We start from the raw sequence: 14,434 nt of genomic DNA, 5'->3' as shown, positions 1-14,434 counted from the left end.
CTTTATAACCCACACGGTTCAGATGGAACGATGCTGATAAAGGCGGTTTTATCTTTCCTTTATTGCTCTTTATAACCCACACGGTTCAGATGGAACATATAGTTCAAAATGTTGATAGATGGTATGAGGGTTCTTTATAACCCACACGGTTCAGATGGAACACACTAATATAGACATTCCTCAGAAAAAAGACATTCACTTTATAACCCACACGGTTCAGATGGAACCCGTTAACTTTTAACTCAAAAATAAAATCGCTTTTAACTTACTCTATCAATATTCTGATAATCATTATACCAAATTTTTAAAAAACCTGCAAGTTGAAGTTTTTTGCAGCAAACCTCGATATACAGAAAATATATTATTATATTTTATCCTTTAACATCCCATCACAAGCCAACCGCTGAAAACCACAAGCTCAGAAGCTCGCTGCAAATACCACTCCTTAACTTCCCGATCTTAAAAAATTTCATAATAAAAAACTGCAAATTTTCAAAAATTTAAGCATTAAAAATTTTAAAATCAAAAAGTTTAATTCAACAAACACTTACAACTACTTTTTAAAAAATCCTTTTCAAACCATCACTACACAAGCTTAAATCAAACATCAAAAAATAAAATCACATTACCAATACCTTAGCTTTGCTGACTGCTAAGTCATCTCACTAAGCATTTAAACAATCAAATAAAAATCACTAAATTATTGATAAACCAATATTTAACGTCTCACATCTCACGTCTCACGTTTCACTTAAAATAAGCTTGTGTGGGTTACCTATTCAATTGCCAAGGTACAGTTAAAAAATTAAAAATTTAATGTAAATATACAAAAAAATTTTCTATCTGTCAAGCAGAAATTGAAGAGTGTTCCAAAATTCTCGTAAGCTTACCTTTTCGTGTTGTCCTGAGGACTAAGTCCAAGTATCTCTTTTTTGATTTTTTGACTTGAAAAGAAAAATATGAGATTCTTCGCTTCGCTCAGAATGACATCTTTGAGGTCAAGATTCTTCGCCGGCTGCAGAAGACGATGTGGATTTTTGCAAGCTCTTTCAGTAAAAATTAGACAGCATAGGATAACATTCAAAATAAAAATCTTTGTCTAAAACCTTAAAATCTTCAACCTTGAGCTTTAAGCTATCTTGAATTTTTTCAATTCCAAGATAGTCAAGCCAAGAGATTCCATCATCACCTATCAATAACGGTGCTGTAAAGATGGAGATTTTATCAAACTTTCTTTCTTTTATAAAGTCTGTTATTACTTCTCTACCACCTTCAACCAAAAGATGAACTATTTCTCTCTCGTACAGTGTTTTTAGAATATCATCAACCTTAAACTTTTCATTTTCATCTAAGTCTAAAAACACAATTTCAACATTTTCTTTTTCTGATAATCTTTTAAGATTTTCCTGACTGGCTAATTTGGAAGTTATCACAATGGTTTTGGCTTCATTGTTATAGATGTTATAAGTTGGTGGAACTTTTAATCTTTTGTCTATCAAAATTCTTACTGGTTGTTTTTCTGTTTCTACGTGTCTAACTGTTAGGGTTGGATTATCTTTTAAAGCTGTATTTGTGCCAACGAGAATGGCCGATGCTTCTTTTCTTAATTGATGGGCAAATTGTCTTGATTTTTCAGATGTTATCCATTTAGAATCACCTGTTTTTGTGGCTATTTTTCCATCAAAGCTTTGGGCTACTTTTAGATGAACGAATGGTCTTTTTTCTTTTATGTATATAAAAAAATCTTCATTTATCTTCTCACATTCTTTTTCCAAAACACCTGTAATTACTTTAATGCCATAAGATTTTAGGATATTTACACCTTGACCTTTTACTACCGGGTTTTGGTCTAACGCTCCGATTACAACCTCTGAAATACCTTCTTCAATGATTGCGTTTGTGCAGGGCGGTGTTCTTCCATAATGACAGCATGGTTCAAGGGTTACAAACATAGTAGAACCTTTTAAATCATATCCTTTTTCTTTTGCGTCTTTTATTGCTTCTCTTTCTGCATGGGGCATACCTGCTTTGATATGATAACCTTTACCTATTATCTTTCCATCTTTTACAATAACAGCTCCAACGGTTGGGTTAGGATGGGTTAATCCTTTTCTAATTTTTGCCAAATCTAAAGCAATTTTCATGTAGCTTTCTAAATCTTTGATGTTAGTCATGTTTTAACAGCCTCTTTTAAACTAAATTTTATTGTCAACAATTTTACTTAGGAGTTTTAGGATGTTAAAAATAGTATATATAATTTTGTTAGCTTTCAGCTTTTCTTATGCACAAAGCAGACTTCCTTTAATCTCTCCGCAAGATGCCTACAAACTACTAAATGATAAAAACACTGTGTTTATAGACACAGAAGACAATCAAACCTACATGAATGAACATATTCCTGGTTCAGTTAACATTGATGTTTTGGCAGTTCAAGATATAGCAATAAAAAATAATGAAAAGCAAAAGTGTAAATACTTACCACTTTGTCCAAAAACTGCTGAAAAGCTGTTTTCTGAAAATGGGATTAGCAACAATGATAAAGTTATAATCTACTATTCAAAAAATCTTCCAAATAAAGCATCTTATATGTGGTTTTTACTTTACAGCATGGGTCATGATGAAAACAAACTTTTAATTCTTGATGGTGGTCTTGAAAACTGGAAAAAAGAGAATCTGCCTATCTCAAATCAAGATGATGTAATCAAGAAAAAAGCTAAATACATTGTAAAGCCAAGGTATGAAGTTGTAGCTTCAAAAGAAGAAGTATTGCAGCATGTAAAAAACTATACAAACGGAGTTGATGACAACACAATCTTGGTAGATACAAGAACATTTTTAGAATTTACAGGAAGACAGGAAATGAATGAGATTAAAAGGTCTGGTCATATACCTGGGGCTAAGTTTGTCTATTGGAGATGGTTTGAGGGCAAAGGTTCAACCTACAAGCCTATAGAAGTTCTTGAAAAAGATATAAAAAAGATAAACTTAGATTTAAATAAAAAAATCATTCTTTACTGCACAATTGGCAATAGGTCTTCATTTGTCTTTATTCCACTTAAATACTTAGGAGCTAAAAATCTAAAAATCTATACAGGAAGCTGGTATGAATGGGGTAATGATGAAAGCTTACCATTAGAGACAGAAAAATACAGAAGATGATAGACATCATTTAACGAATAATACGATAGTTGAGAAACAAGGTAAAAGAAAAAGACTCTTTGTAGATTGCAGAATCATAAATAAGAATAAGACTATCCTTTCTCTAAAGCTTATCGTTTAACATTTCTCTATTATACGAGGACGTAAGTCCGAAGGAAAGAGTGTTCGAAGCTCGTAAGCTTACCTTTACGTGTTATCCTCAGGCTGTAAGCCGAAGGATCTCCTCTTTTGATCTTTTGATATGAAAAGAAAGAATATGAGATTCTTCGCCGGCTGCAGAATGACGATGTGGATTTTTACAAGCAGCCTCGTCCGAAGGACCACTTTTTAAATTCTAATTTTTTTGCATTCTTAAATTTTAAAGCTTAAATTTATATTAAAAAAAGGTGTTTTGTTAAATTTAGTTAACGATTATAAAATCTATTGACAAAATCAATATTAGGTTATATATTAATAGTAATAATAAAGTAAGGAGGTAGTGAAAATGGACAGAAGATTAATCCCAGCATTTGCAGTTTCGCCATTAAGAGAATTAGCAAGATTGGAAAATGAGATCAACAGAATTTTTAAGGAATTGATTCCGGCTGAACAAACAGCAGAAGTGGTTGTTTGGTCTCCAAGAGTTGATGTGTATGAAAAAGATAACAATGTTGTAATTGAAGCAGAAATACCAGGTGCTAAAAAAGAAGATATTGAAGTAAAAGTAAAAGACAATGCAGTTGTAATTAGAGGAGAAGTTAAAAAAGAAGAAGAGAAAAAAGATGAAAATTATTACAGAAGAGAAAGATTTTATGGAAAATTTGAAAGAGTAATCCCGTTACCAGCAGACGTAAAAATTGAAGAAGCTAAAGCAGAATATCAAGATGGCGTTTTAAAATTAACAATACCAAAATCTGTTCAAGAAAAAGAAGTTAAAATAGAAATTAAGTAAAGACATAAAATAAAAAATGTTGAAGTCCCCTGGGAAGGGGGCTTTTTTATTTTTGTTTTTCTCTGATAACTGGAAGGATTTTTAAGTCTTAAGAAATGACAACGTTTTTGTTTTCCACTCTATAAAACTCTAACAATCCTAAAACTAAGCCAAACAAAACCAAATATCCAATTAAAATAAAAATTCTATTTTGATTGAAAAAAGACCTACCATCTGTAAGATAAACATAATCAGTAAGTACACCTTCAGTGTTTAGGTTTAATTTACTTTTTATCTTTCCAACAGGATTTATTACTGCACTAATACCGGTGTTAGCAGCCCTAATAAGATAAACATTATTTTCAATAGCCCTAATCCTTGCCATCTCAAAATGCTGATAAGGAGCAGAAGTCTTTCCAAACCATCCATCATTTGTAATATTTACAATTACATTACCCCCTTTATTTACAAAACTTGAAACATAATTAGGAAAAATAGACTCAAAGCAAATGAGAGATACTATCTTCATTGGTTTTTTATCATTCTTTTGAAAAGTAAGCAATTTTTGACCCTCGCCAGGAGAAAAATCAATGCCTTTTATATACTCAAAAATCTCTTCAAGAAATTTAAATCTGATTGGTGAATATTCAGCAAAAGGTACTATCTTTATCTTTGAATAATAATCAACATACTTTCCGTTTTCATCCACTAAAAATAATGAATTGTAAACTTTTTCTATCTCTAAGTTTTTGTTAAGAATCACGTTATCAAAGCCGGAAAGAAATGGAATTTTAATTTTTTCAAATTCTTTAAAAAAGTACTCTTTTTTATCATTGTCGATAAAAGGAAAGAAAGGTAGCGCAGATTCTGGAAGAATGATTAAATCCGGATTATCTTTTTTTGCTTTTTCAAATAAAGATATGTATTTATTCAAAACGATCATGTCATTTTCTGTATTTCTCTCAATCTTTAGCGTCTCGTCTATATTACCTTGCAAGATTGATACTTTATAAGACGCTCCTTTGTCAACATAGCTTTCAATCTTGCTTTGTCCCCAAAGAAATATCAAAATGAATAATGCTATATTTAGCAAATTTAATATGATCCATCTAAAATGTTGATTTGAAAACATCATGTAAAAAGAAACAGAAAAATACAATACTAAAAATGAAAGTCCATAGATGCTAAAAAGTGACGATATTTGTGCAATTTGATTTATGTATGAAAGCATGTATCCGTTTAAGTTCCAAGGAAAGCCTGTAAATGGGAAATACTCCCGGACTACTTCTAAAAGTACTATTAGAAATGGTGCTATAAAAAAACCTTTGTAATTGTATCTTTTATAAAACAGTTTCAACAAAACAGAAAAAAGAACAAAAGCATATAAACTGTAAGCAGCGATAAATAATAAGAACAATCCGGAAGAAAGATATAAATTAATCTTACCGTAATAATGAATGGCGTATATTATCCAGTAAAAAGAAATTGCAGAAAAAACAAGTCCTGCGATAAACGAGTATAGAATTAATCTTTTAGTATCATTTTTTTCTATCAAATAAAACAAAAGTCCATAGCCAACCAAAAAAGCAAACGGAATATAATAATTTGGCAAGGATATTGCTAAAGTTAAACCAGAAATAACTGATAAAACAATATAAAGCATTTTTAAGGCAAGTCTATTTTATACAAGTTTGTTATTTCTTTTGCTGTTTGTAGTAATTCATGCTTAAACAGTCCGTCATAATTTGATTTGTTAAGCCTTGAAATCGGTGCAACTATAGAAAGTGCAGCAACCGGATAATCACTTTCATCTCTTATTACTGTGGCTATCTCTGATACTTCTGGCTCTAAACCTTCAAAGTCATACTCGAAAATATCGCCAAGCTCTTTTTTTGCCCTTAAAATAGCTCTACCCGGTGCAGTTTCAATAGCAGGATATCTTTTAGCAATTCTTGAATTGACCAAAACAGATGATTTACTATCCTTAGAGTAAAAATAGACAATATCATTTTGATGCATCAATGACAAGTAAACTGTTTCATTTGTTTTATTTCTTAATTGCTTAACAAACTGTTTTGCTTGGTTTAAAATTGTTAAATTTTTTATAAATGAATATTCTAAAAGTAAAGTTTTTACTCCAAGTCTGTAATGTCCTGTTTCTGGGTCTTGTTCTATCAAACCTTTTACTTCTAATGTTGCAAGGAGTCTAAAAACGTTATTTTTATTTAATCCAAGAATATTACTAAGTTCAGTAACGCCTAAATTGTCTTTTTCCTTTAAAGCTTCTAATAAATCTAAAGCTTTTTCAATAGATTTCTTCGCACCCTTTTTCTGCATTCTGTTATCTTTCTCCGTTTCTTATGTTAGAATGATTATAACACAATTTGATTTTATTATACAGGTGCCAAAAATGGATAAAATAGAAAAAATCTTAGAAAATTTAATAAACTTGCTTGAAAAAGAAAATAAGCTTTTAATAAATGCTATTAATGATGACAAAGCACCTGAAGAAATAATGAAAATCGTTGAAGAAAAGCAGTCTTTACTATCAGAGCTTGCAAATTTTGAAGTAAAAGATTTTGAAAATCTGCCCCAAACATTAAAAGAAAAAATAAATAAAATTAAAGAACTTACAGCTATCAATCAAACAATAGCTTCTTCCAATTTAAATTTAATAGAAGAAATTTTTCAAGCTGTTTTTCAATCTGCTACTACATACTCATCAGAAGGCGAATCAAAAAAATCTTCGGGCAGTTTAATAAATAAGAAAATTTAAAAATTAAAATTAAGAAATAAATAGGAGGAATTAAATGAAAGCTGCTTACTATGACAAATTGGAAGGATATAAAGCAATCAAAATTGGAGATTTTCCTATACCGGAAATAAAGGATGATGAAGTTTTAGTAAATATAAAAGCGTTTTCTTTAAACCATTTAGATGTTTGGGTTATGGAAGGTAAATATCCTATGCCTATTCCTCTGCCACATATCTTTGCATCTGATGGTGCAGGTATAGTAGCAAAAACTGGTAAAAATGTTAAGAATGTAAAAGAAGGTGATAGGGTTGTTATTTTCTCCGGTCTTTCTTGTGGATACTGTGAAAAATGTTTATCCGGAAGAGACAATGAATGTAATCAGTTTAGACCTTTAGGAGTATTAGAAGACGGTGTTTCTGCTGAGTATGTAAAAGTTCCGGCTGTAAATGTTTTTAAAATTCCGGATGATTTGTCTTTTGAAGAAGCTTCATGCTTACCAATTACATACATTACGATGTGGCATTCTTTAATCACAAGATCAAAAATAAAAGCCGGTGATATAGTTTTAATTCATGGTGGAGCAAGTGGTGTAGGAACAGCTGGAATACAACTTGCAAAATTATTTGGTGCTACTGTTATCACAACCGTTGGTGATGATTGGAAGGTAGAAAAATGCAAAAATCTTGGTGCTGATTATGTGATTAACTATAAAAGTGAAGATTTTGTAGAAAAGGTTAAAGAAATTACAAATAACAATCTTTGTGATGTTGTTATAGACCATATAGGAGCTGAAACATTTAATAAGTCTCTATCCTGTGCTAAAAAAGGAGGAAGTGTTGTAACCTTTGGTTCGACAACAGGAGCTGAAGTCAACATAAATTTAAGATATGTATTTGGAAAAAATCTAATCATACACGGTGTATACATGGGAACAAAGGGCGAGTTCTCGCAGGTCATAAAACTCATTCCAAATAAAATTAGACCAGTCATTGACTCTGTATTTGAATTAGAAGATGTTCAAAAAGCTTATGAAAAATTACTAAGCAGACAGTTTTTTGGAAAGATTGTAGTTAAGATATGAGCTTTATAGAGATTAAAAACCTTACCGTAAATATAGAAGATAGTGTCATTCTTGAAGATATAGACATTGAAGTAAACCAAGGAGAGATTGTTTCTATAGTTGGACCAAACGGTGGTGGAAAAACTACATTAATCAAAGTCTTGCTTGGATTATTAAAACCAACTTCTGGAACAGTTTTAATAGATGGTAAAGACCCATACTATGCAATAAAAAATCATATGATTGGATATGTACCACAAAAAAGTAAACAAGAATTAGATTTTCCGGTTAGTGCTTTGGATGTTGTTTTGTTTGGTTTAATTGGTAAGAATCTATCAAAAAAGGAGAAATTAGATTTAGCTTTAAGATACATTAAATACGTTGGTATGAAAGGGTTCGAAAATAAAATTTTTGGACGGTTGTCCGGTGGTCAACAGCAGAGAATCATGATAGCTCGGGCGTTAGTATCAGACCCAAAAATTTTGATACTTGATGAACCGTCCACAGGGGTTGATGTGGTAGCTCAAGAAAGTTTTTATGAATTTATAAAACGTTTAAATCAAGAAAAAAAGATGACCATCATAATGGTAAGTCATGATATAGGTGCGGTTGTAAGCTTTTCTCATAAAATAGCCGGCTTAAATAAGAGGCTTCACTACTTTGGTCCCGCTAAAGACTTTTTAACAAAAGAAAATCTGCAAAAACTATATTCAGCAGATGTTAGCCTGCTAATTCATTCTGATGAGTGTTTGACCTGTCAGCATTTTAATCCTATGATGTTGGAGATACGACATTGAGTTTTTTAGACATTTTCACAGTTCCATTTATGCTTAATGCGTTTATTGGTGGTCTACTGGTAAGTGTTTTACTTTCTGTTTTGTCATTTTTTATCTATGTTAAAAAATGGTCTTTTATAAATGTGGGGATTTCTCATGCTGCATTTGGTGGGCTTGCAATTGGCTTTTTTGCCGGAACCAATCCAACATTAACAGGTAGCATTTTTGCTGTTTTGGTGGGTATGCTAATAGGATACATTAGCAAAAAAGGAAAAATTCATGAAGATTTGACAATAGGAATTTTACTTTCTTTTTCAATGGCTTTTGGTGTAGTTTTAATTTCCTTTTCTAATAATTATAATTCTGATTTATTTGCATTTTTGTTTGGGAATATCTTAACAATCACAAAAGAAGATTTAATTTACATTTCTATCTTTACAGTTTTTACAATTGGATTTTTACTTAAATACTTTGACAAAATTCTTTACTGCTGTTTTGATGAAGACCTTGCTTATATTGGCGCAGTCAATACAAACTTTTTATACTACAGTGTGATAACATTGATAGCAATAGCAACTGTTTTATCTATAAAGCTTGTAGGGTCTATTTTATCAGCTGCGATGATAATCTTGCCAGCTGCTGTCTCTTCTCAACTTGCATGGCATTATAAAAAGATTATCACTCTTTCTATTATATTTAGTCTAATAATTGTAAGTACTGGAATAATTCTGTCTTTTTATTTTAACCTTCCATCCGGCTCAACGATAGTTATTCTTTATTCTATCGTATTTTTTGTGATAGTGCTAGGGAAAAGGCTATTTTGAATTATACGCTCTAAGAATTAATTAGCTTTTTTATTATAATTCTACGGTCAATAAAAGATCTAGGATATTCCAAAATTTTCGTAAACTTACCTTTCCTTGTCATCCTAAGGCTGAAGGATCTCTTTTTTGATTTTTTGACTTGAAAAGAAAAATATGAGATTTTTCGTCGGCTACAGAATGACAGTAAGGATTTTTGAGACAGTCTCATAAAAGATCTCTGTTTTTTTAACTCTGACTTACTTTGTGTACGGGCAATTCATAAATTATCTCTATCTGCTTAATTGCCTTCTAAATAGGAAATCTTTCTGGTTTGAACTCTTGAGAGATAATAAAAGTAAACTTACAGAAATTTTAGAATACTCTTGGTAAAGCAGTTTATTTGCGAAAAACATCATTTAAAATTTTATTTTTGTGTAGTAATTTTAAATATTAAAAATAAAACAAGGATTGCAAGAATGCAACAGGATATAAAACAACTTACAGTCATACTTGATGGTGTAGATGTATCAGACCCATCGCAGGAAAAAATTGCAAGCGATAAGTTTATTGAAGAGATGAAAAAGAATGATTATCTCCCAACGGACAACTATGTTGCTTTAAGAGATAAGAAAATGAGTAATATTAGAGGAAAAAGAATATCCACGCAAGAAGATGTTGAGATCTATGCTTACTCTCAAGTAAAAAGAATTGGTGATAAGGTTCAAACGGTCGTAGTTATGAAGATTGTATAAAAATAAGGGAGCTTTAAGCTCCCTTGAAAGTAAAGAGGTTATTCAAGCAGCAGCAGGAAATTAGAATCTGTAAGAAACATTTGCGTAAATAAATCTTCCGGGTTCCGGGATTTTGACAGGATTTCCTGATGCTGAAATTCCTCTAAATGGGTCTCTTACATAAGATAGATAGTTATAGTAGAATTTATCAAATACGTTATCAACACCAACACCAACAAATAGTCTATTTGCATATGTATATCCTGCTTTAACGTTTACTATAAACCAGCTGCCGGTTTCTTGCTCTTTTAAATCTGAGTCAACCTTTGATTGTTTTGCAGAGTATATACCTTCTATTAGTCCGTAGAAAGTTCTATCGTCGTATTTAACAGCCAATCTTGCTTTTAATGGTGGAATTTCTGCTAAATCGCTGTCTGTGTATAATCCTTTTTTGTCTGTTTTTTTACCAATTTGATAAGCAAGCCCAAGCTCTGTTGAGATTTTGTCGTTGATATCAACAAATCCGTTAACATCTCCACCATAAATTGCAGCGTTTATGTTTTTGTAGGTTGTATCATTGCCGTTTTTATATAAATAAATATAATCCTGTAGCATGCTATAGAAGATATTACCTTTGATTCCAACATTATTCATTGGAAATGCTTCAAACCCTGCATCTATTTCATTATTTCTTGTCGGCTTTAAATCCGGATTACCATACCATGGGGACCCGCCACTTAAAGATATAAATCTCTCCTCTGGGTCTGGAACTCTTACAGTGCTACCAAATCCTACATATACATTATCTTTTTTATTGATGTTGTATTTTGTAATAGCATAACCTGATACATAGTTATCTGTGTTAGAGAATTTGTAGCCATTTTTTGAAATGAACAAATTTTTGTTAGTATTAGCTGTCATAGAATTCGGGTCTGCTTTTGAATATGTATAATCATATCTTAAGCCACCGGAGATAGTCCAGTTTTCTATATCTTTACTGCTCTTTACAAACAATCCAATATCTTTAATATCAACATCCGGTATCATACCATCGTTGTAATTGACAGGTTTAGTATTATCCTGTCTGTATGCATTTTGAACATTATCCGCTTTCCAATTTCTTAAATATGTATCAATCCCAACTGTCATGTTAAGTCCAAAGAGATTTAAATCTTTTGAAAGCTTTGTTCCAAACATTTTTGACTCAGCATAAGTTTTCATAGAATATGGATAATTTCCTGATGTAGTTCTAAAAGAATCTCTCATATCGTGTTTTACTTCATTGTAGTAGATGCTAAAATTAAGACCAATATCTTTAAGTTTAAAATCTGTATTAAACCTGTTTGTTCTGTCATACAAAGCATCCATTTTTAAAGCCGGATATAATACATTTCTTGCATTTTCAAAAGCATAAGAAAGTTTAATTTCCGCATTATCGTTTGGAGTAATCAATAACTTTGTCCATACTCTGTCTATGTTAAATGCTTTGTCGTTAATGTATTGAGATTTGTATGCATTTGTTGAAGGCACGTACTCTGTAACTTTTTTACCATCTCCGCTTTCATAAGGCTTAGAATATTGATTTGATGCACCAACTAAAACCTTTATAAACTTATTTCCAACATTCCCCCATACGTAGCCAGTTCTGTAGCCCCAGCTTCCATAGGTTCCTCCTACCTCTCCCCCGATTCCTTCCTTAGGGTCTTTTGTTTTTACGTTTACAACCGCAGCAAGAGAACCAGCATTTTCAACATCAAACGGACCTTCTTTTATGGTTATACTCTCAATCTGAGGTGATGAAACGTGAAAAGAAGGCGGGTCCATTCTGTTTGGACATGCACCATAGATTTTAGAACCATCGATCAATACATTAATGTTATCTTTTGCAAATCCTCTAATGTATAAATCGTTTGCAGTCCCTGCCTTTCTCATGTACCAAACTTCCGGATAAAACTCTGATAAAATCTCTCCAAGGTCAATCTGTCTTGTAACTTTAGCCTCTTCTTGTGTAAGTTCTTTTTTTGTGCTTACTTCTTCCTTAGCTTTTTTCTCTTCAACTGTTACTTTTTCAATTCTAATGCCCTCTACTGCATGTGAATAACTTAACATCACAGAAGTAGATAATAAGACCATTGATGCAAGCTTTTTCATGTCTTCCTCCTGTTTATGATTAATATAAGTTTTAGAATTTTAATATAATTATATGTTAAATTCAAGATATAAATTTAACATTTTAACTTGTACGTCGGGGTAAGAAGTCAATAGAATTCTTGGACTGTTTCGAAAATAAACATCCGTTACCTACAACCTGCAAAGAAGCTCCCGCTTTCAAATAAATAAAAATAGTGAGATTTTCAGTCTTCAGTTTTAGAACGATAGAAAAAAGTAGATACACAGCAAGGGTGTTCCAAAATTCTGGTAAGTTTACCTTTCCGTGAGTCATGCTGAGGACTTTAGTCCTAAGGATCTCTTCTTTTAAATAAGGTAAGAAAATGAGCAATAAGTGAGAGGTAAAAGACGAGATCCTTCGCTTAGATCAGTTAGAATGCTCTAATTTGTGTACGAAGCGGGACTATTTCTCTATGAAGTTGTTAATGATTTTCAGAGATGTGAAATAGATAAGAGAGATGGCTTCAATTCCTCATAGGTAGGCTACAAGCAATTATTTTGGGAACAGTTTGAGATTGATCTAACCGAGGTTCAATTCCTCATAGGTAGGCTACAAACGAGATAATTTAAATCAAAGCTGATCGTCCCGGACCTATTTAATTCCTTATAGGTAGGCTACAAACATGACCAAGCTTCTCGAAATAGAGGTGCCTGTAAACGTTTCAATTCCTCATAGGTAGGCTACAAACAAGTGAAAGGATCTAGAGTCATCTTTTCTATTGAGCACTTCAATTCCTCATAGGTAGGCTACAAACCTTAAGTATAGATAAGCAAATAAAACCTTTTGAAAGCTTCAATTCCTCATAGGTAGGCTACAAACAAGTGAAAGGATCTAGAGTCATCTTTTCTATTGAGCACTTCAATTCCTCATAGGTAGGCTACAAACGGTCGAGGACAGGAAGGCTTTATGGTAAACCAAGTAGACTTCAATTCCTCATAGGTAGGCTACAAACCGGGTTCTTCAATATAAGTATTCCATAAATAACTTTCACTTCAATTCCTCATAGGTAGGCTACAAACGTGTTGTGTGAGATAAAAACATGGTAAAAAATCCTTCTTCAATTCCTCATAGGTAGGCTACAAACGTTTGAAATGGCAAGAAAATGTGAAGATATAATAACTCTTCAATTCCTCATAGGTAGGCTACAAACGCAAGGGCAAGGATAGTAATGAGACAGCTTAATTCACTTCAATTCCTCATAGGTAGGCTACAAACCAATCGTGGAAGCGGAACATACTACATTACAAAAGACTTCAATTCCTCATAGGTAGGCTACAAACCAAAATTCCATAGTTTGAGGATGTAATCTCTATAGCATTCAATTCCTCATAGGTAGGCTACAAACCCCGTTAACTTTTAACTCAAAAATAAAATCGATCACAGCTTACTCTATCAATATTCTGATAATCATTATACCAAACTTTTAAAAAACCTGCAAGTTGAAGTTTTTTGCAGCAAACCTCGATATACAGAAAATATATTATTATATTTTATCCTTTAACATCCCATTACAAGTCAACCGCTGAAAACCACAAACTCAGAAGCTCGCTGCAAATACCACTCCTTAACTTCCCGATCTTAAAAAATTTTAAAATAAAAAATTACAAATTTTCAAAAAATTAAGCATTAAAGAATTCAAAATTAAAAAGTTTATTTCAACAAACACTTACAACTACTTTTCAAAAAATCTCTTTCAACCCGTCAATACACAAGTTTAAATCAAACATCAAAAAATAAAATCACATTATCAATACCTTAGATTCAATGACTGCTAAATCATCTCACTAAGCATTCAAGCAATCAAATAAAAATAGCTAAATTATTGATAAACCAATCTCCAACGTCTCACATCTCACGTCTCACGTTTCACGTAAAACAAGCTTGTGTAGGCTACCTATTCAATTGCCAAGGTTCAGTTATAAAATTAAAAAGCTAATAATAATGGCTTTGTCCAATAATAGAAAATCATAGAATAGTCTATTTTTTCTGCATACCTTTTGTTGCTTTTCTTTAATTAATTATACACTACGCTAATAATTATTCATTGTTAAAAACCTATTAATAAGCATA

11 protein-coding genes and 1 CRISPR repeat array are annotated in these 14,434 nt (G+C 31.8%); of the genes, 7 read left to right on the top strand and 4 right to left on the bottom strand.

Features of this window, described 5'->3' with window-relative positions:
- Positions 1–1,049: 1,049 nt before the first annotated feature.
- Positions 1,050–2,174 carry a bifunctional diaminohydroxyphosphoribosylaminopyrimidine deaminase/5-amino-6-(5-phosphoribosylamino)uracil reductase RibD gene (gene ribD, locus Q0929_RS07265; RefSeq protein WP_299239304.1) on the bottom strand — a complete coding sequence of 375 codons (1,125 nt, stop codon included), beginning with the start codon at positions 2,172–2,174 and terminating at the stop codon, positions 1,050–1,052.
- Between the two features lie 61 nt (positions 2,175–2,235).
- On the opposite strand from ribD, the gene Q0929_RS07260 reads away from it, so the two are divergent.
- Together Q0929_RS07260 and Q0929_RS07255 are read left to right on the top strand one after the other, a co-directional pair.
- The gene (locus tag Q0929_RS07260) at positions 2,236–3,159 is read left to right on the top strand and encodes a rhodanese-like domain-containing protein (RefSeq protein WP_299239302.1); all 924 of its coding nucleotides are present in this window, start codon (positions 2,236–2,238) and stop codon (positions 3,157–3,159) included.
- Between the two features lie 484 nt (positions 3,160–3,643).
- Positions 3,644–4,090, top strand: a complete 447-nt coding sequence (locus tag Q0929_RS07255; RefSeq protein WP_299239300.1) for an Hsp20/alpha crystallin family protein — start codon at positions 3,644–3,646, stop codon at positions 4,088–4,090.
- Between the two features lie 88 nt (positions 4,091–4,178).
- Here Q0929_RS07255 and lnt read toward each other — a convergent pair whose 3' ends face one another.
- Together lnt and Q0929_RS07245 are read right to left on the bottom strand one after the other, a co-directional pair.
- Complete coding sequence (gene lnt, locus Q0929_RS07250) at positions 4,179–5,732, bottom strand: apolipoprotein N-acyltransferase (protein ID WP_299239298.1); 1,554 nt, start codon at positions 5,730–5,732, stop codon at positions 4,179–4,181.
- A 2-nt stretch (positions 5,733–5,734) separates the two neighbouring features.
- Entirely contained in the window at positions 5,735–6,406 is a 672-nt protein-coding gene (locus tag Q0929_RS07245; protein ID WP_299239296.1) for an IclR family transcriptional regulator, read from the bottom strand.
- A 73-nt stretch (positions 6,407–6,479) separates the two neighbouring features.
- Between Q0929_RS07245 and Q0929_RS07240 the strand changes: the two genes are divergently transcribed.
- The 5 genes from Q0929_RS07240 (at position 6,480) to Q0929_RS07220 (ending at position 10,215) form a co-directional block, all read left to right on the top strand.
- Positions 6,480–6,845 carry a hypothetical protein gene (locus tag Q0929_RS07240; protein ID WP_299239294.1) on the top strand — a complete coding sequence of 122 codons (366 nt, stop codon included), beginning with the start codon at positions 6,480–6,482 and terminating at the stop codon, positions 6,843–6,845.
- A 34-nt stretch (positions 6,846–6,879) separates the two neighbouring features.
- The gene (locus Q0929_RS07235) at positions 6,880–7,905 is read left to right on the top strand and encodes a zinc-binding dehydrogenase (RefSeq protein ID WP_299239292.1); all 1,026 of its coding nucleotides are present in this window, start codon (positions 6,880–6,882) and stop codon (positions 7,903–7,905) included.
- Entirely contained in the window at positions 7,902–8,681 is a 780-nt protein-coding gene (locus Q0929_RS07230) for a metal ABC transporter ATP-binding protein (protein ID WP_299239290.1), read from the top strand. Before Q0929_RS07235 ends, Q0929_RS07230 begins: the two co-directional genes overlap by 4 nt.
- The gene (locus Q0929_RS07225) at positions 8,678–9,484 is read left to right on the top strand and encodes a metal ABC transporter permease (RefSeq protein WP_299239288.1); all 807 of its coding nucleotides are present in this window, start codon (positions 8,678–8,680) and stop codon (positions 9,482–9,484) included. The genes Q0929_RS07230 and Q0929_RS07225 overlap by 4 nt, the downstream gene beginning before the upstream one ends.
- 455 nt (positions 9,485–9,939) lie before the next feature.
- A complete protein-coding gene (locus Q0929_RS07220; protein WP_299239287.1) occupies positions 9,940–10,215 on the top strand; it encodes a hypothetical protein in 276 nt (91 codons plus the stop codon).
- 60 nt (positions 10,216–10,275) lie between these two features.
- Here the strand turns inward: Q0929_RS07220 and Q0929_RS07215 are convergent, their stop codons facing one another.
- Positions 10,276–12,345, bottom strand: a complete 2,070-nt coding sequence (locus Q0929_RS07215; protein WP_299239285.1) for a TonB-dependent receptor — start codon at positions 12,343–12,345, stop codon at positions 10,276–10,278.
- A gap of 481 nt (positions 12,346–12,826) precedes the next feature.
- Positions 12,827–13,709: a CRISPR direct-repeat array (repeat unit 28 nt; unit sequence TTCAATTCCTCATAGGTAGGCTACAAAC).
- Positions 13,710–14,434: the final 725 nt, after the last annotated feature.

It is taken from the genome of Sulfurihydrogenibium sp., from assembly GCF_028276765.1.
Classification (GTDB): domain Bacteria; phylum Aquificota; class Aquificia; order Aquificales; family Hydrogenothermaceae; genus Sulfurihydrogenibium.
This window is presented reverse-complemented; position numbering and strand designations above follow the sequence as displayed.

Bases quoted from the DNA above. Each gene is read 5' to 3' on its own strand.
- ribD (WP_299239304.1), bottom strand. From the start codon at position 2,174: ATGACTAACATCAAAGATTTAGAAAGCTACATGAAAATTGCTTTAGAT.
- Q0929_RS07260 (WP_299239302.1), top strand. From the start codon at position 2,236: ATGTTAAAAATAGTATATATAATTTTGTTAGCTTTCAGCTTTTCTTAT.
- Q0929_RS07255 (WP_299239300.1), top strand. From the start codon at position 3,644: ATGGACAGAAGATTAATCCCAGCATTTGCAGTTTCGCCATTAAGAGAA.
- lnt (WP_299239298.1), bottom strand. From the start codon at position 5,732: ATGCTTTATATTGTTTTATCAGTTATTTCTGGTTTAACTTTAGCAATA.
- Q0929_RS07245 (WP_299239296.1), bottom strand. From the start codon at position 6,406: ATGCAGAAAAAGGGTGCGAAGAAATCTATTGAAAAAGCTTTAGATTTA.
- Q0929_RS07240 (WP_299239294.1), top strand. From the start codon at position 6,480: ATGGATAAAATAGAAAAAATCTTAGAAAATTTAATAAACTTGCTTGAA.
- Q0929_RS07235 (WP_299239292.1), top strand. From the start codon at position 6,880: ATGAAAGCTGCTTACTATGACAAATTGGAAGGATATAAAGCAATCAAA.
- Q0929_RS07230 (WP_299239290.1), top strand. From the start codon at position 7,902: ATGAGCTTTATAGAGATTAAAAACCTTACCGTAAATATAGAAGATAGT.
- Q0929_RS07220 (WP_299239287.1), top strand. From the start codon at position 9,940: ATGCAACAGGATATAAAACAACTTACAGTCATACTTGATGGTGTAGAT.
- Q0929_RS07215 (WP_299239285.1), bottom strand. From the start codon at position 12,345: ATGAAAAAGCTTGCATCAATGGTCTTATTATCTACTTCTGTGATGTTA.